This is a genomic window from Paenibacillus sp. J22TS3, from assembly GCF_018403205.1.
GTDB classification, from domain to species: domain Bacteria; phylum Bacillota; class Bacilli; order Paenibacillales; family Paenibacillaceae; genus Fontibacillus; species Fontibacillus tuaregi.
Map to the genome: position 1 here is coordinate 75,515 of NZ_BOSF01000007.1, position 23,107 is coordinate 98,621.

Annotated in this window: 21 protein-coding genes, 1 pseudogene and 1 riboswitch; of the genes and pseudogenes, 5 read left to right on the forward strand and 17 right to left on the reverse strand. The window is 48.3% G+C overall.

Annotated features, from left to right (window positions below):
- Positions 1–40: 40 nt before the first annotated feature.
- Both KJS63_RS20240 and KJS63_RS20245 read left to right on the forward strand, forming a co-directional pair.
- Positions 41–898, forward strand: a complete 858-nt coding sequence (locus KJS63_RS20240) for a GRP family sugar transporter (protein ID WP_213620785.1) — start codon at positions 41–43, stop codon at positions 896–898.
- Between the two features lie 20 nt (positions 899–918).
- Positions 919–1,704, forward strand: coding sequence for a glucose-1-dehydrogenase (locus KJS63_RS20245; RefSeq protein ID WP_068618585.1), 786 nt, complete (start codon positions 919–921; stop codon positions 1,702–1,704).
- 236 nt (positions 1,705–1,940) lie between these two features.
- On the opposite strand, the gene KJS63_RS20250 is transcribed toward KJS63_RS20245, so the two are convergent.
- From KJS63_RS20250 to KJS63_RS20260, 3 genes are all read right to left on the reverse strand, one after another.
- Positions 1,941–2,843, reverse strand: a complete 903-nt coding sequence (locus KJS63_RS20250; protein ID WP_213620786.1) for a DMT family transporter — start codon at positions 2,841–2,843, stop codon at positions 1,941–1,943.
- Between the two features lie 138 nt (positions 2,844–2,981).
- Positions 2,982–4,640, reverse strand: a complete 1,659-nt coding sequence (locus tag KJS63_RS20255; RefSeq protein WP_213620787.1) for a methyl-accepting chemotaxis protein — start codon at positions 4,638–4,640, stop codon at positions 2,982–2,984.
- 29 nt (positions 4,641–4,669) lie between these two features.
- Entirely contained in the window at positions 4,670–5,680 is a 1,011-nt protein-coding gene (locus KJS63_RS20260) for a BMP family lipoprotein (RefSeq protein WP_213620788.1), read from the reverse strand.
- A 201-nt stretch (positions 5,681–5,881) separates the two neighbouring features.
- Positions 5,882–6,018: riboswitch (cyclic di-AMP (ydaO/yuaA leader) on the forward strand.
- 6 nt (positions 6,019–6,024) lie between these two features.
- Between KJS63_RS20260 and KJS63_RS20265 the strand changes: the two genes are divergently transcribed.
- A complete protein-coding gene (locus tag KJS63_RS20265; protein WP_244862702.1) occupies positions 6,025–6,714 on the forward strand; it encodes a CAP domain-containing protein in 690 nt (229 codons plus the stop codon).
- Positions 6,715–6,847: 133 nt separating this feature from the next.
- Here KJS63_RS20265 and aspA read toward each other — a convergent pair whose 3' ends face one another.
- From aspA to KJS63_RS20280, 3 genes are all read right to left on the reverse strand, one after another.
- Positions 6,848–8,284, reverse strand: a complete 1,437-nt coding sequence (gene aspA / locus KJS63_RS20270) for an aspartate ammonia-lyase (RefSeq protein WP_213620789.1) — start codon at positions 8,282–8,284, stop codon at positions 6,848–6,850.
- A gap of 320 nt (positions 8,285–8,604) precedes the next feature.
- On the reverse strand, positions 8,605–9,642 hold the full coding sequence (locus KJS63_RS20275; RefSeq protein WP_213620790.1) for a flavin-containing monooxygenase: 1,038 nt from the start codon (positions 9,640–9,642) through the stop codon (positions 8,605–8,607).
- 1 nt (position 9,643) lies between these two features.
- The gene (locus KJS63_RS20280) at positions 9,644–10,246 is read right to left on the reverse strand and encodes a TetR/AcrR family transcriptional regulator (RefSeq protein WP_213620791.1); all 603 of its coding nucleotides are present in this window, start codon (positions 10,244–10,246) and stop codon (positions 9,644–9,646) included.
- A 223-nt stretch (positions 10,247–10,469) separates the two neighbouring features.
- Here KJS63_RS20280 and KJS63_RS20285 point away from each other — a divergent pair, with 223 nt between their 5' ends.
- Positions 10,470–12,488, forward strand: a complete 2,019-nt coding sequence (locus tag KJS63_RS20285) for an S-layer homology domain-containing protein (protein WP_213620792.1) — start codon at positions 10,470–10,472, stop codon at positions 12,486–12,488.
- Positions 12,489–12,566: 78 nt separating this feature from the next.
- Here the strand turns inward: KJS63_RS20285 and KJS63_RS20290 are convergent, their stop codons facing one another.
- Together KJS63_RS20290 and KJS63_RS20295 are read right to left on the reverse strand one after the other, a co-directional pair.
- Positions 12,567–13,133 carry a dihydrofolate reductase family protein gene (locus KJS63_RS20290; RefSeq protein WP_213620793.1) on the reverse strand — a complete coding sequence of 189 codons (567 nt, stop codon included), beginning with the start codon at positions 13,131–13,133 and terminating at the stop codon, positions 12,567–12,569.
- Positions 13,134–13,228: 95 nt separating this feature from the next.
- Positions 13,229–14,026 carry a helix-turn-helix domain-containing protein gene (locus KJS63_RS20295; protein ID WP_213620794.1) on the reverse strand — a complete coding sequence of 266 codons (798 nt, stop codon included), beginning with the start codon at positions 14,024–14,026 and terminating at the stop codon, positions 13,229–13,231.
- A 474-nt stretch (positions 14,027–14,500) separates the two neighbouring features.
- Here KJS63_RS20295 and KJS63_RS20300 point away from each other — a divergent pair, with 474 nt between their 5' ends.
- Complete coding sequence (locus tag KJS63_RS20300) at positions 14,501–15,103, forward strand: hypothetical protein (RefSeq protein ID WP_213620795.1); 603 nt, start codon at positions 14,501–14,503, stop codon at positions 15,101–15,103.
- Between the two features lie 87 nt (positions 15,104–15,190).
- Here KJS63_RS20300 and KJS63_RS20305 read toward each other — a convergent pair whose 3' ends face one another.
- The 9 genes and pseudogenes from KJS63_RS20305 to KJS63_RS20345 form a co-directional block, all read right to left on the reverse strand.
- On the reverse strand, positions 15,191–15,493 hold the full coding sequence (locus KJS63_RS20305) for a four-helix bundle copper-binding protein (protein ID WP_244862703.1): 303 nt from the start codon (positions 15,491–15,493) through the stop codon (positions 15,191–15,193).
- A gap of 180 nt (positions 15,494–15,673) precedes the next feature.
- Positions 15,674–16,300 carry an SGNH/GDSL hydrolase family protein gene (locus KJS63_RS20310; RefSeq protein WP_213620796.1) on the reverse strand — a complete coding sequence of 209 codons (627 nt, stop codon included), beginning with the start codon at positions 16,298–16,300 and terminating at the stop codon, positions 15,674–15,676.
- 64 nt (positions 16,301–16,364) lie between these two features.
- Positions 16,365–16,676 (reverse strand): hypothetical protein, encoded by a 312-nt coding sequence (locus KJS63_RS20315; protein WP_213620797.1) that lies wholly within the window; start codon positions 16,674–16,676, stop codon positions 16,365–16,367.
- Between the two features lie 179 nt (positions 16,677–16,855).
- The gene (locus KJS63_RS20320) at positions 16,856–17,767 is read right to left on the reverse strand and encodes a polysaccharide deacetylase family protein (protein ID WP_213620798.1); all 912 of its coding nucleotides are present in this window, start codon (positions 17,765–17,767) and stop codon (positions 16,856–16,858) included.
- Positions 17,768–17,772: 5 nt separating this feature from the next.
- Entirely contained in the window at positions 17,773–19,059 is a 1,287-nt protein-coding gene (locus KJS63_RS20325) for an MFS transporter (protein WP_213620799.1), read from the reverse strand.
- 138 nt (positions 19,060–19,197) lie between these two features.
- Positions 19,198–19,623: a VOC family protein gene (locus tag KJS63_RS20330; RefSeq protein ID WP_306432920.1), complete on the reverse strand. Its 426-nt coding sequence runs from the start codon at positions 19,621–19,623 to the stop codon at positions 19,198–19,200.
- Between the two features lie 119 nt (positions 19,624–19,742).
- Positions 19,743–20,636, reverse strand: a complete 894-nt coding sequence (locus tag KJS63_RS20335) for a hypothetical protein (protein ID WP_213620800.1) — start codon at positions 20,634–20,636, stop codon at positions 19,743–19,745.
- Positions 20,637–20,939: 303 nt separating this feature from the next.
- Positions 20,940–21,628: pseudogene (locus tag KJS63_RS20340) on the reverse strand (response regulator transcription factor).
- On the reverse strand, positions 21,625–23,103 hold the full coding sequence (locus KJS63_RS20345) for a sensor histidine kinase (RefSeq protein WP_213620801.1): 1,479 nt from the start codon (positions 23,101–23,103) through the stop codon (positions 21,625–21,627). Before KJS63_RS20345 ends, KJS63_RS20340 begins: the two are co-directional and overlap by 4 nt.
- Positions 23,104–23,107: the final 4 nt, after the last annotated feature.

Below are 23,107 nucleotides of genomic sequence, written 5' to 3' on the forward strand. Positions count from 1 at the left end.
TTCTGTACTGAAACCCTGCCTAGAAGAAAGGAAACCGGTCATGTATTTGCTACTGGCTCTTTTGCCGGCCGTGTGCTGGGGAAGTATTGTTTTTTTCAATTCCAAACTCGGGGGAGACGCTTACAGCCAGGTTCTGGGAACCGGCTTCGGAGCACTGATCTTCTCTGTCCTTCTTTATGTATTTAAGAGTCCTCCCATGTCCCCCTTAATCTGGACTGTAGGCATTGTTTCCGGTCTGTTCTGGTCGGTAGGTCAGAGCAACCAGCTCCGTGCCGTTCAGTATCTGGGCGTCTCACGGACGGTTCCTCTATCAACGGGAATGCAGCTGGTAGCCACTGCGTTAATTGGGGTTCTGGTATTCCATGAATGGAGCTCCATGTTCACCATTATACTGGGCTCTGCCGCAATTATCTGTATTATTGCCGGTGCGGTATTCACCGTTGTTCGTGATAAGGATAATCCGGGCAACGACAAGAAAGCCGCAATGGGCCATGGTACCGGAATACTATTGTTATCCACGCTGGGCTATCTGGTCTACGTGAGCCTCATTCGTTGGTACGATATCAACGGCTGGTCAGCCGTTCTCCCTCAAGGGATCGGAATTACAGCAGGAACCCTGCTCTTAACTTACAGGCATCGCCCGTTTAATAAGTATATGGTGCGGAATATCATTACGGGACTATGGTGGGGAATCGGCAATTTAGGCTTGCTGCTGTCGCTTCCCCATATTGGACAAGCAACAAGCTTCTCCCTGTCACAGACCGGTATCATCATCTCAACACTTGGAGGGATCTTCTTCTTGGGGGAGAAGAAATCCAGGCGGCAGATGGTGTTTGTAATTGTAGGATGCTGCCTGATTATCGCAGGCGGAGTTATGATGGGCTTCACCAAACGTTAACCGAAGGAGATGCATAATTCATGTACACAGATCTTCAGGGAAAAACGGTAGTCATCACTGGCGCATCAACAGGCATAGGCAAAGCTATGGCTCTTCGGTTTGGCCAGGAGAAAGCCAATGTGGTCATTAACTACATCAGGGAAGACAAGACTTTGGAACAACTGGTCCAAGATATTGAGTCTGCCGGAGGCAAGGCCATCGCCGTGCAAGGGGACGTTACCCGGGAAGAGGATGTGAAGGCGCTGGTCGCGGCAGCTGACAAATCATTTGGCAGCCTGGACGTCTATATAAACAATGCCGGTGTGGAGAACGAGGTGGACTCGGACGAGCTCTCTCTTCACGACTGGAACAAGGTGATTAATGTGAACTTGACGGGGGCCTTTCTAGGCAGCCGAGAAGCGATCCATTACATGCTGGATAAAGGGATCAAAGGGTCCATTATCAACATGTCCAGTGTCCATGAGCAAATTCCATGGCCGCATTTTGTCCATTACGCTGCAAGCAAAGGTGGAATCAAAATGCTTACCGAGACGCTAGCCCTTGAGTTCGCTCCCAAAGGAATCCGGGTAAATGGGATCGGTCCGGGCGCAATCAACACCCCCATTAACGCCGCTAAATTTGCGGACCCAAAAGCCAAGGCTGATGTGGTCTCCATGATTCCTATGGGCTACATCGGTGCGCCGGAGGAAATTGCAGCTGTGGCCGCTTGGCTGGCGTCTAAAGAAGCCAGCTATGTAACGGGGATAACGCTCTTCGCCGATGGGGGCATGACGAAATATCCGAGCTTCATGGGCGGACGGGGGTAAACCGGGAAGATCACGGATGTCCCAGTTAGGGAATTCCTATTGAAGCGTCGATTCTTGAATGTCAGATTAATGACTAATTCAGCAAGGATTGAGCACCATCATGAATTTGCCTATCCGTGCAGACTAGACTATCGGCAATCCGGGATTTGACTGATTTGTGATAAATGATCGGACGAACAAAAAAGGGTAACCCAGGCATCGAGAAGCTGACCTGGATTACCCTTTTTTTGTTAACCTTACTCCGCTGAACGAAGCTGTTTTCCCAGGCTGCCTGGCTTCCGGCTGGCAATGAACACTCCGGCCAGAATCAGCACGAGCCCGGCGATCAGGTTCCAGCCGATCGGTTCATGAAGCAGCGTGTAGCCCCAAATCATTGCCGTGGCGGGAACCAGATAGGTAACCGATGTTGCAAATTCTGGACTGCCCCGGAGCACCATATAGTTGAACAGAATATAAGCTACACCTGATCCGAAAACGCCTAGTCCCAATAGACCGAACAGGTTCGCGGGCTCAGCGACCCTGGCCAGGTTCACCCCTTCGAATGAAAAGGCCAGAATGCCGCTGCCAGTCATAGCGCCAAGAAGTGTACCAAACGTGAGCTGGTACATACTTAGTCCGCCAAGATAGCGCTTGGACAGCTGTGTGCCAACTGCATAACACAGGGTTGCGGCAATCATGGTGGCGAACCCAAGAGGGTCTACGCTGATGAATGATCCGGGACGGATACCCAGCAGGATGATCAATCCAACGAGTGCTACCCCCATGCCCGCCCATTGAATACGCCGGAAGACAGCCCCGAAGAACAAGAGCCCGACCAACATCGTCCAGATTGGAGTTGTTGCATTAAGGACCGATGCCATACTGCTCGCCAGTCTGGTCTCACTGAAGCCAATGAGAGTCCATGGGGCGGCCATATTGACCATCGCCACCGCAAAGGTGGGCAGCCATCTGATATCGCGGAAGCCGAAAGGCTTCCGCATGATCAGCATCACGGCTGTAATGAGCAAGAACCCGAAGGAGGATCGAAGAAAAGCGATTCCCCAAGGGCCGAAGTCATTCAGCAGATTTTTAATGAAGAAGAACGAACCTCCCCAAATCAGGCTTAACAGGATAAGTGCAAAATATAAAGACCTTGCCAAAGGAACAACCTTCTTTCTGAACATTCATATTGAAGACACCGGAGCGGACATCCCTTTATGTTACTTGTTCTTCCGGTCGCTGTACAGTTACCTGAGGCTGAATCCCTCTGCTTACAGTAGGAAGAAGTCAGACGCTGCTTAGGCCTCCACTTTGAATTTTTTGAGTTCCTCCTGAAGCTCTTCACCAATCTCTCTCATTCTTCTGACTTGTTCTCCTGCCTGCTCGAAGGAACGCTTCTGTTCGACCGTTGAGGCCGTAATTTCCTCACTGCCCGCGGCCGCTTGTTCTGTAATGGCGCTGATGTTCTGGGTCGCGTCCTGTACCTGCACGGTAATCTTCTGTGAGGCATTCATCTCCTCGGCAAGAATTGTTATCCGGGCAGCGATATGCTGGACCTTAGCACTTATCTCCTCGAACGAAGCTCCAGTTAGGGAAGCAGCAGATTCTTGGTCCTTGGATAGTTCGAGACTCTGACTGACCGAATCTTTCACCTTGTCCATCGCGGAGGAAATTCCTTGTACAGCTGCGAAAATCTGCTGCACGGCCTGACCGGATTGCTCGGCCAGCTTCTTAACCTCGCCAGCAACTACAGCGAAGCCTCTTCCAGCTTCGCCGGCCCTAGCTGCCTCAATGGAGGCGTTAAGCGACAATAATGTTGTCTGAGCTGAAATTTCCGATACCAGGTGGGTCATCTTTGTAATTTCCGCTGTATGCTGTTCAAGATCCTGTACGGTATGCTCTACCCTTGCAATAGCAGCACGATTATCCGCAACAACCTGAAGCTGCTGTTTCATGATGCTGCCTCCCTGCTCAATCACTTCAAGCGCTTCTTGACTGTCCGTAACAGAGAGCGCCGTATCAGCAAGATTTGCTTCGAATTTGCTTTGCATCTCATCCACAAGCGACACGGTTACGCTGAGATCTTCGGCCACTTTTTGACTGCCTATGGCCAGCTCCTCGGTTGACACGGCAACCTGGTCCACCACTTCCTGCATAACCTGGTTGTTCTGCTCCAGATCCCTCGACATCCGGACAACCTGCCCACCAGCCCGCTCTACAGAGATAACAATAGAACGAAGGTTATCAATCATCAACCGGAAGGAGGCATTCAGCTCACTAAGCTCGTCCTTGCCCTGGCTCTCTGGCAGCTTAATGGTCAGATTGCCCTCAGCCATATGCCCTGCCGCTTCATTCAGCTCCCGAATCCGCTTAACAAGCCGCCGTGCCGCAACTGTATTGAACAACCCGACACCGATAAGCAGCACAATACCACCAGCCAGGGCTAGCTGCCAGGTTAGTCTTATGCTCCGGCTTAACTGGTCGGTATATGCGGCATAGTTCGCCTTCGTCTGAAGATTGAGCATATACACATCGTTCTGAATCCCTTTAATCCGGAACGATTCCCGCTTGGAATCGGCACTGTTCTTCGTATTCATCGCCGTCTCCGCAGCCTTCTTCAGCTTCGAGAATTTATCATTGATGCGATGCAAGACCGCTTGCTCCTCTTCGGATTTCAACATGTCCGCATTAAGGGTGGCCAGCAGCTTAGCTGTCTGATTCAGCTGGTTAACCGCGTCCGACTTATTGCTCTCCGACATGGAGGTGGAATAGTTGTTAATTGCCTGTCCTGCCTGGATCATATACCCGTTCAGAGTCTCCACATTCAGCATCGCGGGAACAAGGTCCTGATTCTGATCATTGATGCGGAGAAGTTGTACAATAATATAAGCAACTAGTGCAAGTGATGCGATAAGTGAAATCATCGCATTGCGCACCAATTTACCTTGGAGTTTCATATGCTGTAAATCCCCTTCTGTGCGCAAATTTAGTTGGTTTTGACGGATATACTGCCTTTGATCAGCTTCTGTTTTTGTTCTTCAATCGCTGCCATCTGCCCGGAACTGAGCTGGATTGCCCTGATTTGGGCAAGGCCAACACCGCCCTCTTGGATGCCAAACACCATATCCTTTGTTTTGAAATGACCTTGATTGTCCACGAAAGCTTTCACAGCTGTGTTCAGCGCCACATCCACGTTCTTCACCATGGAAGTAACCACCGCTTTCTCCGCAACAAAAAACTGATCCGTATCCACCCCAATCCCGTGAATCTTCCGCTTCTCCGCTTCCTGCAGCGCACCAACTCCGGTAAATCCGGCGGCGGTATAGATCATGTCGACATCATGCTTATCGATCATCTCATCCGCAAGCTTCATGCCTAGATCTGCCTTACCGAAGTCCCCGGCATAAGTTGTGGTCAAGTTAGCTTCCGGATTAACCGCCTTAATCCCCTGACGGAATCCGGCTTCAAATTTATGTATAAGCGCATTGTCCACCCCACCAAGAAAGCCGATATTTCCGGTATGTGTGGTAAGTCCGGCAACTACTCCGGCGAGGTAGCTTCCTTCTTCTTCTTTAAAGGTCATGGATGCCACGTTCGGCAGCTCCGACTTCTCGTCAACGAGAAGGAATTGGCGGTCAGGGTGCTTCTTTGCGACTTTTTCCATGCTTTCCTTCATGGCAAATCCCAGCCCGATCACAAGCTGGCTGTCTTCTTGCACGAGCTGCTCCAGTCCGGCCTCATAAGTCTTCGTATCCTGAAGCTCCCTGTAATCAAATATGATCCGTTTCTCGTCCCTGGCCTTGGCCAGTCCATTGAATCCGGCATCACTAAAGCTCTGATCCCCAAGCCCAACATCCGAGAGCATGATCCCCACTTTTGTTTTCTTTAAATCTTGTTCTGCCTGATGTGTCGGCTGCGATGAGCATGCGTTCAGCAATATCACGGCTGATATTGCCGTTAGCCACCGCAACCAGACGGTCTGCACGGTTTGTTTCATTTCTCTACATCCTTTTTCAAATTTGTCGAACAAAAATATATCGGTTGAAAGATAAATTTTATTTAGAAATATCTTATGTAATTTATTAAATAGCTCATTATAAGGTGGAAACATTTGCGCAATGAACCGAAAGTAACAAATATGTTACAATTTCATCGAACCTGGTTCATAGCAGGCCCTAATGGCCTGGATTATGGACCCTATCTAACTAAGCCGAAGCTTGTACACCAAGCACGGGGGACCCATTTACCGGGGTGAAGCCACTATTCTTTGGCAGGGTGATTACCTCTTTGACCCTAATCCGACAGCTAACCTCGCAGGCTATGAAAAGGAGAGATTTACGAATGCATTTTAGAAAAAAACTGATCACTGGAGTACTAGCACTCAGCATGGTTGTGGGAGCTGGAGCAGCATCCGCATCAGCTGCCGCTGACACAGGCACAACCAAGAACACCACGTACTGGACGTTCAGCACTCAGCAGAACGCCTCCCTGCAGGCCCTGCTTCAGCAGTGGGCAAGACAGTACCAAGCAGGCACTGGCACAAAAGATCAGACTAATAGCGGTTCAGCAAATAAAACTACGTCTGGCCAAGCGGGAACTGGCACATCTAATACGACAAATACAAATACATCCAGCGGACAGGCCAGCAGCGGAACTTCCCAATCTGCTTATGCCAATCAGGTCATCACACTGGTCAACCAAGAGCGTGCCAAAGCCGGAGTGAAGCCGCTTGCCGCGGATAAAGCTTTGTCTTCCATGGCCCTGGATAAAGCGAAAGACATGTATAATAAAGGCTACTTCGATCATACTTCACCTACTTATGGCTCACCGTTCGATATGATGAAGCAGTATGGAATCCAGTATACGTATGCAGGCGAGAATATCGCAAAAGGTCAAAAAACACCTCAAGAGGTTATGAATGCCTGGATGAACAGCCCGGGCCACAAACAGAATATTCTAAGCCCTAACTATACCAAGATTGGTGTGGCTTATTATAACGGTGAGTGGGTTCAGGAATTTATCGCTAATTAATCAGCAGCAGCAATTCCGGCTTATGACACCACGAAGGACTTAACCGGAACGAATAAAGAGACCCTTTGATGCGGAATTCCGCATAAAGGGTCTCTTTGCTTTAATCTTTATATTGTCACGACAGCATTAGTGGTCATTTCCTCGGCTCATCCCGGTAAAATACTTCCGCGCCCGCGATTCCCGGATGGGTCATCTCATACGGATCAAGAATCAAATTCAATTCTTCCTCGGTCAGCACGTTGTATTTGATGCACAGCGCCCGGACAGATTCTCCGGTAAGGATGGCCTCACGCGCTATACGCGATACTACCTCATAACCCAGATGCGGGTTCACTGCGGTGATAATGCCAACGCTTCGCTCCACATCCTCCGCCATCTTCTCCTTGTTAGCCTCAATTCCAGCAAGGCAATACTCGGTGAACACGCGGAAGGAGTTGTTCATTATACTGATGGATTGGATCAAATTAAAGACCAGTACCGGCTCCATCACGTTAAGCTCAAGCTGCCCTGCAGAGGAAGCCAAACAAATCGTATGATCATTGCCGATAACCTGGAAGGCAACCTGGTTAATGACCTCGGCCATGACTGGATTGACCTTGCCTGGCATAATAGAGGAGCCAGGCTGCCTCGCAGGCAGGGAGATCTCGTTGAACCCGACGCGCGGCCCCGAAGCCATCAGACGCAGATCGTTTGCGATTTTGGACATATTCATCATGCACACCTTAAGGGCAGCGGAGACCTCTGTGTAAGCGTCCGTATTCTGTGTCGCGTCCACCAGGTGGACCGCGGTTTGAAGCGGAAATCCGCTAATGTCAGCCAAATATTCAACCACCAGCTCGATGTACTTCGGATCAGCATTAAGACCTGTGCCGACTGCCGTGGCTCCCATGTTCACCTCATACAGGTGCTGTCTTGAATTCTCAATCCGCAGAATATCGCGCTCCAGTACCCGGTAATAAGCTTCAAATTCCTGTCCGAGACGGATAGGTACCGCATCCTGAAGATGGGTCCGTCCCATCTTAATCACATGATCGAATTCATTGGCTTTGCTGACGAACACCTGATGCATATTGCGCATTGTCACAAGAAGCTGTTCCATCAAGGACAGCACCGCAATATGAATCGCGGTTGGAAAAGCATCATTGGTTGACTGAGCCATGTTCACATGGGAATTGGGGCTTAGGTAAGCATAATCCCCTTTCTCCCTGCCGAGCAACTCCAGGGCCCGGTTCGCAATCACTTCGTTTGTATTCATGTTCAGGGAAGTCCCTGCCCCGCCTTGGATCGGATCAACGATGAACTGGTCGAGCCACTGTCCTTGAATAATCTCCTCCGCAGCCTGAACAATGACCTCTCCATGGCCTTTATACAAGCGGCCAATCTTCATGTTGGCCAAAGCGGCTGCTTTCTTAACAATGGCCATGGCCTTAATTAACTCATGATGAACCGCGTAGCCGGTAATCGGGAAATTCTCGACTGCACGCAGTGTTTGAATGCCATAGTAGGCATGAATTTCAACCTCTTTACTTCCCAGAAAATCTTTCTCTGTACGAAATTTCATTTCTGACATGGCTTATTCCCCCAGAGTGCTATTGTGGTTAATTCCTGCTTGCTTAAATGCTCATGCATAGGTGTCCATGTTTGTCAGCGGACGACTCGCTCTTCACAATCCATTTGATATCAGCAGCTGTGCACACCTCATCCTTTATAGTATTCCAGCTTGTCTCGAAATACTTCCTGATCTCCTCTAAAGTGATGTTAAAAATTTGTGTGTGATTAGAATTTCTATAAAAAAGTCCATACGCTATTCTTATAACATACTTCACATAAGAAAGAAACCGCTTTCTCAAGAATCAGACTAGAGCCCTTAATCCTTGCAAGCACGAATCATTAGGACAGCTGATTGGCAATATATGCGGCATCCCGTCCAACCCAGCCCATCAACGCCGAACCGCGGGAAGACTGCCATGGAAGACCGAGGAAATAAAGTCCTGGGACCGGGCTTATCCCCTGATCATGAAGCGGATAACCCCGATCGTCCAAAGCGCCTGGAATTTGCAGCCATGGATAGCTGAGTCGAAAGCCGGTTGCCCATATTACATTTTCGGGTTGAAGCTGGCTGTTGTCCTGGAATACGATCGTGGTTCCTGTGGCTTCTGTTGCTCTCGCCTTTGACACAATCCTGTTCTGCTGCAGCAGTGATTTGAGTTCAGTCCCGTATATAATTTCAGGCTGGTTCTTCATCCAGCGGCCCACTCTCGTGTTCAATCCGGCCTTAATTAACCCAAGCTTGTCAAAATACCAGAATATGCTTTTGCGAAAGATGGTCAATGGCTTGAAGTAAAGCTTATCCCCATAAGAAAGATAGACCTCCCGGCTTCCCGCCAACTCCACGGCGATCTGTGCCCCCGAGTTACCAGCCCCCACAATCAATACTTTCCCCGGCTTAAGCTGTGTCTCATTCTTATACCCGGAGGAATGGATCTGCACAACATCAGAATCAAGACAGCTGGAGAACGCTGGTGTATAGGGCTGCTGAAACGGCCCAGTTGCTGCTACCACATTACGTGAATAGAAATCCCCCGAATCGGTATGTACGGTAAATCCCTCACTATCCTTCACTATCTTCACTACCTTAATCCCAGTTCTCACTGGCAGGTTCCAGTATTCAGCATAATCCGTTAGGTAACGGGCCGCCTCATCCTTGGTTGGACAGCCGCCAGGAGATCCTGGAAAGGTTAGGCCCGGCAGACTGCTGAATTTCCTTGGCGTGAACAAGCGCAGAGAGTCGTATCTGTCTCTCCAGCTGTCCCCAATAGCCGGATTGGCCTCCAGAACGATAAAATTTAAGTTTTTCTTCTTTAAGTAATAGGCCAGAGCCAAGCCTGCCTGGCCACCTCCGACAATAATCACGTCAACAATTTTCATGTTACTCTCCCCCCTTTTGCAGGCCATCCGCAAAAACACACACCCCGGAGCCAATAAACTGCTCGTCGGTTACCAGGCTGATTGTATCTCCATAGAGAGATTTTGAAAGAAAATGCCCCAGATTCAACCAAATAAAACTCATGGCTACCGCTTCAAAGTCCAGCCGCTTAGTATAGCCCTTCTCATACATCTGGTTTAAGTATGACGCAAGAATTTCTTTGGTCTGCTTCGGAACCCCGGCAATCCGTTCATCCAACTCAGGGAACACCCCTGCTTCTTTTAGGCCAATTAGAACTAGTGCGCTGTTCTCCCGCATGAACTGCTGGTAAGCAGTAGCGAACCGGGACAGGTCTTCCCGCAAATTCCATGTTATATGATGCTCGTAGACATCTTTCATCCCTGAATAATAAGAGAATCGTTCGATTAACGCGCTGAGCACATTCATCTTGCTCCCAAACTGGCGGAATATGGTACTTTCATTTACCCGCGCTGAATTCGCCAAGTCTTTAGTTGTTACCGCTTTAAAACCTCTGAGCCTAATCAGCTCAGCTGCTGCGTTTAATATCCGCTCACGCGGTTCTCCTTGAATATGTTGTGTACCCATTAATACCGACCTCCATGCTGAAAAAATAACTAATGCAAGCAAGTGCTCGCTTGCATTAGTTGCATTAAATATACAACATCCAACCCATTGTTACAACTAGGAAATGAGGCAATATACATGATTCCATCGATTAGTGCTATAACTTTTATCACAAGGCATATACCACTTTTTTTTAAATTCCACTATAATATTACGAAATATCACTTACAGAAAGGTTGATTGAATGAAAAAGATTGTCTATTCCGCAGCAGCTGCTCTTCTGCTTACTTTGTCAGTCCCTTCGCTTACTCATGCGAAGACCAGTGCGGACTTCGTGGATCTAAAAGACCTGGATGCTGCGACCAAAGCCAAATTTGATGCCTTGATCAGTTCAGGTATATTTGATGGGCTAGGGGACAGCAGATTTGGCTTAAACGATGCAATGACCCGGGCGCAATTTGCCAAAGTTGCAGCCCTTATCCTTAATTTGAAGGTGGATACTTCTCTTAAAAATTCCAGCTTTAAAGATGTTAAGCCAGATGATTTTGCTAGTGGCTACGCTCTTCCCTATATCGAAGCGCTCAAGCAAGCGGGGATTACGAATGGGGATGGCAAAGCTGATACATTCAATCCGGGCGGCCCAGTAACCAAAGAGCAGCTTGCGGCATTCCTGGTGCGCGTCCTCGGCTTAGACGTTAAGAATGAACATTTGAGTATAAAAGGGACGGTTAGTGACTGGGCAGCAGGCTATGTAGGCTTAGCAGTGCGACTGGAACTTTTAAAACAACAGGCGAATATGAATTGGACAGGAACTGCCAATCGTAATGATCTTGTGCTGTCAAGTTATGAAACCAAGACTCAACTCGATCCGCTCCAGCTTCTCAGCGCCTCTGTAACCGAACAGCATGAGCTTAACCTTACCTTCAGCGCTTCCCTTCAGCCCTCCCAAGTAGACCTGTCTAAGATCCTTATTAACGGCAAACCGCTCGATAAAATTAAGGCTCAGTTCAGGTTATCCACAAACGGGAAGGTTCTTACGATTATTTTCGACGGGCCTCTCAGCCAGGATTTGCTCAATCAACCCGCGGTCTCTATAGATGGACTGCAGTCCTTAACAGGGAAGACATTGAAGACCGACAAACCGGTGACTATTGAAAAAGGAAATCTGCTCCCGGCTCCGCCCGTCGTTCCTCCTTCCAATACCGGAAGTACCGGAAGCACCTATACTCCCCCAAGCAGTGGAGGCGGGTATACGCCACCATCAGACACCACGGCTCCCCAGCTGCTCTCAATTAAGCGTAAAGGTAGTGAGAGCATCGTACTTTTAAGCTTTTCCGAAGCTCTAAGTGACACTTCAGCCATTAACCTGTCTTCCTATAAGCTTGTTAAGGATTCCGCTAGCTCCACTAACCTGCCAGAAGCATCTACAGCTGTTCTGTCAGGCGATAAGAAGCAGGTCACTTTAACCTTCCCACAAACATTCTCAATTGGTAACAGACTGTATTCTGTGCCAAGCTTCTTTACAGGAGATGCGGGAATTCAGGTTAGCGGAGTCACCGACCTTGCCGGCAACGTTATCTCCCCCATCGTACGGAAGGTTGAGGTGGAGAATCCGGGGCTGAACAGTACCGTCAGCTTTGTAAAGCCGAGTGTCGAGGAAGGAAACTGGAATAAGACGCAGCCCAAAATTGGCGAGCACCCTGAGGGGACTGCCTTTAAATATCAGGTCGCTGCCGAGCCCGTTTCCGCTATAATAGGACTGGCTTACAACTCGGATGAGAACGGTACATTAGGATGGAATTCCGGTGAGGAAGGAGACATATTAAGCGAGGCCAATCCGATCTCTATTGTGAACTCCCGTAATGTCATCACAGTGATCAGTTATAATACAGCAACCAAGGAAGTCATCGGATATCAGAGCTTCAAGATTAGTGAGGATCAAGTCGTGCGCTCAAAGGGCCTTTCGAAAGAGATAACTATTGAACTCTCTGACAATCAACAGCATCCTGGGATGTACAAAGTGAGTTTTGAATCATTACCCGAAGGCCATGTGTACTATTATTTAAATACTATGAAGAATGCCGAGATCGGCAAGAAAAAAAGCGAAAGCTTTGAATGGGCTGACGCTTGGGCGTTAACTTCCGGTACGGAAATCCAAGCTACAGAAAAAAAACTTACCGTTATTGAAACGGACAAGGACGGAGTTATCCTCGCTTATGAATATTTTGACCCGGCCAAGTTCCCTGAAGACCCGGCAAAATAATACAAACATCAATCACCGCCAGTCCCTGGACCTGGCGGTGATTGGTGTCCTTATAAGTCCCTTAACTCTTGTGCCGCTCTACTTCACTACGCGGTACTTCACATGGGTAACCCCGGGGGCCTCTACTACCTGAATCACCTCGAGCGGATAAGATCCGCCATCTCCTCCTATGTTGGACTCAAACAAGCGGACTCCTCCTCCAAGCAGTACAGGAACAATATGTATGTGAATCTCATCAATCAGCCCTGCTTCGATATACTGCCGGGCTGTATGTGCTCCACCCATGATGATGACCGACCTGCCACCCGCGGCTTCCTTGGCCTGTACAGCAGCACTATGGGTGCCATCCGTGACAAAAACAAACCGGGTATTTCCCTTGGCTGGGCGCTCCGGCGTGCTGTGGGTCAGTACGAAGTGAGGAACTCTAAAGGGATTGTGTACAAACCCGTCCATGTGATCCCCAAGCTCATAGGTTCTCCTTCCCATCACGATCGCTCCGGTACCTAGCACCATTTCATCTATAATCTGAGCGTTTCTTAGATCGTTACGGTGGTAGAACCAATCATGAAGGCCGCTGCTTTGCCCGCTCAGGCCGGAAATATATCCATCCAGCGACATGCTCATATCCAAAATCATTTTAACCATCAAAGCTCCTCCTTTCGCGGCATAAACAGCCAATCTTGATATAGTTGGCTAGGGAAGATTCTGTTAGTTTAGCACAGGAAGAAACTTTGTATTTCTTACCGATTGCTGTAATTCATAGACTTGCTCAAATAATTTTGCATCAATAGGGGAAGTGAGATGAGAATGGGCGGATCATCAAATCTTGGCGGGTACAGGGTGACCTTCTGCTCAGGGACCGGCTCATAGGGACGGACAACAACCGGCTCCCTGGATCTTGTGCGGAGCGTATGGTGCGGCAGAAGCACATCTACGGCCTTCGTCCCCCAGGATACCGAGGTCGCCATAAGATAATAAGTGCCTGGTCTGACACCGGTTAACCGGAATCGGCCGAGTGAGAATAGAAGAGTCCCATGCAGCGGAACTCCTTCCGGAATAGGCTTCGCAAACAATCCGAGCAGAATGATTCCTTGGAAAGGATGATCAGTAACAACGGTCCCTTCAACTACCCCATTCGCTGTGGAGAGGGTTAAGGTTTGACTCGATTCCCTAACCTGCTGCAAGGATCTCAGATGCAAGTCAGCATCTATTGTAGAATTCCGGAATTGCGATGGGGTTAAGCCAACCCGGCTCGTGAATCTCGAAGTGAACGTGCCAAGACTTTGCTGCCCTATTTCAAGAGCGATATCTCTAATGCTCAAATGGGTGTGAAGCAGCAGGTCCTTGGCTTTCTGAAGCCTAAGCGAAGAGACGTAATAGAGCGGGGATAGCCCCGTTCTTTCTTTAAATACCCTGGTGAAATGATATGGACTGTAGCCTGCGTGGCTGGCAAGCTTGGAGAGATGCACCGGTTCATGAAGGTTTTGTCTGATATAGTGCAGGACATGATCGATCTCGGCATATCTGTCTGTGATCATGCTAAGACTGTTCCCCTTTCCCATGCAAAGTTCAGGCTAATGATCACCCATATTATGGAAGATAATTGTTTGGATTACCTTCTGTATTCTTAGCTTATATTTTAGCCTTTGTTACCAATGTCCCCATCCAACTGTTTGTGAAGAGAGTTCGTCCTACTTAATAAAGGGAAATGAACCCGTGTTTTTTACAACCAACTCCCCAGAATAAGAACTAACGTTCTTATATTTTATCATTAATAGAGCCAAAATTAAAGTAAGATCTAGGCTATATCAATGGAAACCTGGAGACATCATGTCCGCTCTGCGTTACCTGGATCCGTTTGTTTCTTCTTCCACGATGACCCAAATAGATATGTTTCCTGATTCAGATAACATAAACTTAATCTTATTCATAAATATTGTTAATTTCATGTCATTCATCGCTTCAATTGCTCTGATATAATTTCTGCCAGGTAGATGAAAGGGGAAATCAGATTGAAAAAAATAATATTGGTTTGTATTATGCTAATGTTGATGTTAGCATCGGCTTGTAAAAATGCTGAAATGACATCAAATCCAAATACTTCTAGTGAGTCTAAACCTGAAACGGATAAGTCTATTATTCCAAAAAACAAATCCGAATCGTGTCTTGTAAAACGTATGAGTTTGGATAGTGAAACTGAAAAATATTTCTATGGAACTTGGAAAGTTGAGAAGCTTTTAGGATTTGCAAACTCATATAATGATGCTTCTGAACATCCAACAGGGCAAAAATTTATTGGAGATGAAATTATAATCAAAAAAGACTTTTTTTCATCAAAAGGACTTAAAAACTATTATGATTATCAATATGAACTACAAAATCCATTTTATGAAATTACAACGACATGCTATAACTCTGACTCTTTTTATAGATTATACAAAATAGATATACCAGATTTAAATATAAATGATGTTGTAAAAGCAATAGATATAAGTGACCCTTCTACAAAGCTTAGCATACCTGTAAGTGTAAGCTTTTTTGTTGTTAATAACGATAGGCTTATCTTGTTATCTGAGGCATCTATTTTTGAGCTTAAAAAAATTACTGAGAAATGAATTAAGCGATTCGAAATCCACTTTTTTATTGCCACGAAAAATAACCCCTTTCCTTTTAATCAGGCAAGAGGTTATCCTGAACCCACATCATGCAGCCATCGCCTTGCATGCCTCGGCACAACGGAAGCACGCTTCAGCACAGCGCTGGCAGTGCTCTGCCTTGTGCTTTTTGCACTCGTTACCACATGCCTCGCATACCTGCGCGCACACTTCACACAGCTGCTTGGCATAGGAACCGCCCAGCGACAGCACATTTGCCGTAAAGGAACACAGGTCCGCACATTCGCGGTCCAGGCGTATGCACTCCTTCATCATGCCCGTATCCTCTTCCTGAAGACAAGCAGTGTAACACTGGTTGCAGGCTGCCATACAGCGGATGCATTCCTCCATGCATTATTCCATTTGCTCATGTGTCATATGGATATCTCCTTTCCGTATTGACCTGGTTGTTACCGTCAATCTATATTTACCCGGAATGAGTGCAAAGTTATGATCCTCCCCAAAAAAGACATAAAAAAGCCAATCTGCAGCAGATTGGCTTTGGCTTATTGTTAAGACTAAACTGTCGAATCAAGCTTGCACGGCTTGAAGCCAGGCTTGACTGATTAACGCATGGCCTGCGGGAGTGGGGTGAACCCCGTCTTCCGCCCAGTATGCGGGAGAAACCTGACTACTGGCGGCATTAAACAACCCGTCCAGCGGAACATAAAACGTCTTGAATTCCCTGGACAGTTCCCTCACTGCTTGGATCTTGGGATCGAGATCCTCCCGCCATCCGGACCGGTCCTTTGGAACAGGCAGAACAAACGGCTCCATCAGAATCAGATTCGCATTCAGCTCCTCTTTGGTCTGAACAATCAAATCACGGTAACCTCTGTAGAACGACTCGGCCGTGGTCGGATCATTCGAATCATATTTGCGCCAGGTATCATTGATGCCAATATAAATGGAGACCCATGTAGGCCGAAGCTTCAGGCAGTCCTCTCTCCATCGGCCCTGCAGATCCACCACACGGTTCCCGCTGATTCCCCGGTTTAAGAATTGAACCTGCTTCCGTGGGTATCTGCGCCCAAATTCAGCTGCGGTCATTAAAGCGTAACCTGTGCCGAGCGAGCGCTCATCATAATAATCACGTCCAGCGTCCGTAATACTGTCGCCTTGAAATAGAACGATATCGTTATCCCCAATGAATGTCATTTGACCCTATCCCCTTATCCGATTAGACTCCCATGAAAAGACACAGCTTCACAGCTGATGCATATTAATCAACGCCGTCCTGGTAATGCTTATGATAGCTTTTATCATATTTGTGCTCAAGGTCCTCTGCAGTCTTCTCCAACGTTCTAAGCAGCTGTTCCCGGAAGTCGCGGATCGTGGAATAGAAAACCTGCTCCACCTCGTGCTGCGGCTTGATCCCTCCCTCTATCGCCTGAATATTAACGATCCTGCGGTGCTTCTCTTCGTAAGCATCCAGACTGTCCATGAGATGCTTGGTCTGCAAATACAGATCACGGTGATGGTCGCTGGTTAGCCTTTCTTCAAGCAAGCTGAGTCTTTGTTGTGTAGACAGCATATCGTTATCATCCTTTCATTAAAAATACGGGCTCTGGATAGGATATCATGATTATAAACATATAATACCCGCTGCGGCACACACTGCTCCCGCTTTTAAGTTCATCACCCGAGCTTGAAAGCCTGACAAGGTTTTAGCTGTCCCTTTCTCACCAACTACGATAAATCCATCATATCACGTCAAGTCGACCGGGGAAAAATAAACCGGCTAAGGCCCACCGCTCTAGACCTTCTAAGCTTCGTCTTCACGTAATGGTAATCGGTCAGCTCCACCCGCGCATCCTTGAGCGCATGGCTGAAATCCCCGTCCAGCATCAATCTGTACTCCCACACCCGCTTCTCCCAGGAAGGGATCAGCTTTAGCATTTGCGGATCGTGAACCGCCGGATGAATGTACGTCTCACTGACCCCATAGGGAAGCTCATACAGCTTTTGGATCAGGCTCGATTTGAAAGTATCATAGGTCTCGCCCTCCTGCAGGGTATACGGATGGGATAACAGGTAATCGGGGATGGGAACCCCCATCAAATCTGCTACCCGTACGATCTTGGCCAGCGTTGCCTCCACTCCAGGTATACCGGAGAGCAGCGTGTCTTTGTCGTATATGTTGCGGCACAGCCGAAAAGGAATTCTGCGGCGGGAGCACTGCCACAGCACCATGGGCAGATAACTCCGGCCCGTCTCCAGCCCATACAGACTGCCCATATGGTTATCCGCATGGGAGATTTCAATCCCAGCCCGGCGGACAGCCGTGAACTGGGCCAGCATCTCCGCTTTGACATCCTTCGGCGCAGCCTGAATTTCAAATTCATGAACGGTCAGTGGCAGATATCCTTCCCCGTCCCGAAGGGAAGCACTTCCCGTCAAGCTGCCCCAACGATAACCCGCAAATTCACTGGTAAAAGTAAGATGAAGGCCGATCCTGCCTCTGCCGTGTCGCCGGCTCCAATCCGCCGCCTCCTCAAAGGCTGGGGCGGGCGGCATGATGGTCGCCGAGGAGACCACCCCCTCTTCGAGCAGCTGGATTATCGCTTCATTCGCTGCCTTGCTTTGGCCGAAATCATCACAATTGATGATTAAATATTTGCTCACAAGCGTTAGTCCCCTTTCCGTTCAGTATTTGAAAGCTTAAAGCCAAGCGAGATCAGAAAAGCAATAACCAGCAGAAGAAAGGGAACACCGCTGACCAGGATCTTGAAAGCTGCTTCCGGGTGAGAGCCCGGTTGATCCCCGCTCACATACCCAAATAGAGCCCCCACGATCCAGAAGGCCAGCGCGGAGAGCAGACCGCTGGAACGGGTAATGAAGCCGGCCACCGCCGTATAGATGCCTTCTCTTCTCTCTCCCGTCTCCTCTGCGTCCTGGTCAATAATCTGGCCGCTGATCACGGCTGGTGTCACCAGAAAGCCGGAGAGTCCAAAGCCTGCCGCAATTCCGGCGCCAATCCCGCTGCCAAGGTCAAAAGCGAACCAGAGCGGAATAACCGACAGCGCGTAACAAGCCAGCGACAGCCGCCAGCCGGCGGTGCCTCCAAGCTTGCGGATAAGCCAGTACCACACGGCGACAAGTGGGATGACGGATACGAAGATAGAAGCCAGCAGCAGCGATACCTGGTCTTCAGGAATGTGCAGCACATATTTGGCGTAAAAAGGGATAATCGAGCTAAGCAGGCCGTTCACCGTCTGGGCGAACGAATTAGCGATGTTGAATATCCAAAAGGGCTTATTGCGGAGCGTCAGACGAAACGCCTCTTTGAATTTCAACGGCTCCTGTGCCACATCGTCTGTCCGCTCGCGGATCGTAATGATGCATAAGGCCATTAAGCAAGCAAATACTAGTGCAAACACCATGCTCATCCCTGGAAAACCATAAAGAGAGATCAGCACGGACGTCAAGCCTGAGGCAATCAGCAGAGCGGCAATCTGAAACACCTGCTGGACCGCAGATGCCTTGGCCCTAATACGGTCTCCTTGAAATAATTCCGGAAACAACGCCCCATAATTGACCCATAAGACCGTGGAGACGGTTTCATAAAATATTAACGCGGATAGAAACCAGATGAACAGCCCCATTCCGGTTGTCCCTTGAGGAACTGCGAAAATCATCACAAAGCTGATCACAAACAGCGGTGTGGCCGCGATCAGCCACGGCCTCCTTCTTCCAAGGCGGCTTCGCGTCCGGTCAGACAAATAGCCGAATATGGGCTGGTCTACCGCGTCCCATATCAGGAAGATCGTCCTCGCCAAAGTGGCAAGACCTACTGCAAGGCCGAGCTTCTCTACATAATAATAACTGTAATATGCACTGAATGCCTGGACCGGGATCATCATAGCCAGCATACCGAGCGCATAGGTGAACGGTGAATTTAGAAGCTTTGATTTCATAGAACCCAGCCCCTTCAGCCAGTTTTCCTACAATATATGTGCCTCCTCCCTTCTCTATGAGAATTGAGGCTTAAAAGAAAGAATGGCTCTGATGCACAGGAAGCCTGTACATCAGAGCCACGATGGTGAACCGTTATCTTATTTTCTTGTGAACACTTGAAAGGTCACGCCGAAACGGTCGGTAACTACCCCGTAGGATGGGCTGAAATAGGTGGACTGGAGCGGCTGATTCACAACCCCTCCATCCTTCTGGAGCAGTTCATAAAGCCGCTGTGATTCTTTAACATCCCGCGTAGTTATGCAGAGCATAATCTGGCCACCTCTTACAGGGGCCATGCCAGTCTCCACATCACCAACATAGAGCGCGGAGTCACCAATCTTCAGAACGGAGTGGGCAATCCGCCCCTTTTCTTCGGAAGACAGACCGTTTACGAACTCCTCTGGACCTTCCCCGAACGTTTGAATGAACACGACCTCGGCCCCCAACACCTTCTGATAGAATTGAACGGCCTCCTTGGCTGTACCATTAAGCATAAGATACGGGGTTAATTGGAAATTCATCATATCCCTCTCCTTTAATATTGGATAGACAATCTGTTGTCATAATTCATTCTAGCTTGTAATAGCGACAATTCTTGTCATAGTTATTTCAATATCATGGAGAGACTTTAATCCGAATTAAATTACAGGGATAACAGCTTCTGCTGCAGCTTCTCAGCCAGATCTTCCGCAGACTGGTAAACCAGCGGCCGAATATGGTTCGCATGCGCCGGCAATGGCTCGTACTCTGATTGTCTGGCTGTCCAAATAACCGGCACCTTGCTTCCTGCCGCAATCCCTGCGGCATAATATACGTCAGGTGAAGGCTTGGTCACATCGGCAACGACAAGCTGCCGCTCATGAATCAGTTCAACAGGGGAAATGTCCAAACTCGCGTCTACTTCCTCACGCCAAATATGCGGTTGGTAGCCACACTGCTCCAGCCGGGGCAGCACTTTCTCCTGCCAATCCACCGTAAGGCCGCCTTCAGGCATGATAACGGAGCAGCTTTTCAGCTTCCTGCCGCCTGCCCTGGCTTCGGCTTCCTTCCAACCTTTGGCGGTTAACTTGAAGGTTCCCCCTTCCCTGGAAATGGAACCTTCACTGACAAGCCGGTCGATAATAAACACCAGTTCCTGCAGATTGGGCGAGTAGGTCAGATTAAAGCTGTGGGATAGGGGCCGGATCACGACCGGATCATCAGGGGCTCCAGAATTCTTGTATAAATACAACAGCAGCCGGCCAGCCTTGTCCTCAATCGTGACTGGGATTTCCGGCGAATTCATAATGTCATTTAAGCCCTCCGCTGTTATCCTCACTTTTTTACCGGCACCGGACATCTCCCTGATGTAGGCGGACACCACATGAAGAATCTGTCTCTTGTCCTGATAGGGTAATGCCTGGATGGAATTATAGCTGCCCCGCTCCAACAGGTAATCTCCAGTCGGAGAGCAGTGACAACTGACAAACCGGTCATACTCCCCCTCCGTTACAATCGAAACAATCCCGTCACAGAACAGACATTGCTTTCTAGCCATCTTCGTTCATCACCTCTTGAAGTATTATCTTGATTGTCGTGCAGGTATCTATATAACCTTAACAAGTTTTAATTCGATTGTTGACAAGCAGAATTTTCCTGTTCATTTTCTCCCCTTGAAAGCAGCCGTTCTTCCCATGAAAAATAGCAGCGCAAAAAGACCCTGCTTGGCAAGGTCTAGGTCTTTACAAAGATTCAATTCAGAATTTCAATTCAATTTGCATCAAACAACCACATTAATTAACGGTTCAAATCCGTGAGTCCGGGACTGTGCTCATTCGGCATCTGATTACTCAGACTTTCTTCATAACCGGAACCGGTACCCCGCTCCCCATACGGTCTCGATATATTCCGATTTGGACGGACTGGTCTCTATCTTCTCCCTCAGCTTTCGGATATGAACGGTCACCGTTTGAGCATCGCCAAGGGCATCCATGCCCCATACCCGGTCAAACAGGTGGTTCTTGCTGAATACGCGGTTCGGATTGACTGCAAGGAAATGCAGCAGATCGAACTCTTTGGTTGTCAGACTAATCTCATGACCTTGAAGATACACCCGCCTGGAGTCCGGTTCAATCATTAAATCGCGTATACGTATTTCTGGGGAACCTGTCTTGTTCCCTGTGAGCCGGTCGTACCTCGCCAGATGAGCCTTCACCCGGGCCACCAGCTCCCCGGGCTTAAAGGGCTTCGTAATATAATCGTCAGCGCCAAGTCCAAGTCCCCGGATTACATCAATATCTTCCTTCTTGGCAGTAACCATAAGAATAGGTACGTTCATCTCATTGCGGATTCTTCGGCAGACCTCAAAGCCATTCAGCACCGGAAGCATGAGATCCAGAATGATCAGGTCATACTGTCCGCTTAGAGCCAGGTTCAGACCCCGCTCACCGTCTGCGGAAGATCCACACTAAATCCGCCGCTTACCTCCAGATAATCTCTCTGCAGCTCGGCAATTAGCTGTTCGTCTTCAACAATCAGAATATTCTTCAAGCCTGCTCACCCGTTTCACTAGGAATAAGGGGAAGTGTAATCGTGATGCCTGTACCCTCCCCTTTGATGCTTTCCGCCTTGATCGATCCTCCATGACCCTCTATGATTTGTTTGGAGATGGCAAGACCAAGTCCACTCCCCCCTGTGTGACTGTTCCGGGAAGGGTCAGCTCTGTAGAACCTTTCAAATATAAACGGTAGAGCCTCAGCGTCAATCCCCTGTCCATTATCATGTAATTTCATGACAAACTCCCCGCCTGCTACATTCGCGTTCAGAGTGATTCTTTTCTCATCTTTAGTCATATATTTCAAGGAGTTGCTGATAATATTCGAGAATACACGCCGGAGCTTGTCACGGTCAATTGAAATCTCCGTACCGGGATCAATTCGAATATAAGCGTCATAGTTAACTCCATTTTTATTCAATTCAAATTCCAGCTCTTCGGACCAATCCGTTAAAAATGAAAGTAGATTGATCTTCTCATAGTGAAACGGCAGATGGTTCAAATCCAGCTTGGAATACAGAAACAGCTCATCGATCATCTGATCCATCTCTCCGGCCTTCAATGAGATAATATCCAGATACTTCTGCACCTTGTCAGGCGTATCTGCGATACCGTCTCCAATTCCGTCTATATATCCACGGATCGCCGTAAGCGGCGTTCTCAAATCATGAGAAATATTAGATATCAGTTCTTTACGGTTCTCCTCGTACTGCAGCTGAGTCTGAATGGACTCTCTTAGTTTTACACGCATTTGCTCAAAGGCCTGGCTAAGTTCGCCGATTTCATCTTTGTTCGCAATCTTCAAGTTGAAATCAAGGTCTCCATCTTTAATCCGTTTGGTTGCATCCTTAAGCTCGCGCAGCGGCCTGATAATGCTGCGGGATACAAAGTAAGTAAGCAGCGTATGTGTGAGTATCAGGACAAGGATAAGTGAAATAAACAGCGTCGGAAAGAACTTTTGGGCAAAATTAACAATGGGGTTCACCTTGGTGATCACAAATACACTTCCCTGCTGTCCATCCGGAAATGAAAAATCATACTGGGACAGCTCAGCAGCCTTGGCGCCCAGCTGTATCGGTTCACGTTTAACGGAATAACCGGTCCACTTAAATCCCGGCAGCTGACGCAAGAAGTCTCTATATTGAAAAGTGGACGGAATATAAGTTAACTCTTCCTTGGTTCGAACAAGTATATCCGCACTGTTCGATTTAAGCTCCATCTGTACTTCATTCAAATATGCCGAATCCTTAAATAATAACGGACTATTCTGCGCAGTTCTCCGGACCTCCTTCAGCATGCGGTCAATATTATGGACTTCATAACTGCTATCTGGTGTGCCATATTGATCTTTAATGTTCTGCAAGTCTCCTCTGAAGACTAAGGTCAGCAGAATGGCTGTAAAGATCATCATAAACAGCGGAATGACCAGCATCGCCGCATAGGACAGGATTAATTTTAACCGGATGGACATACGC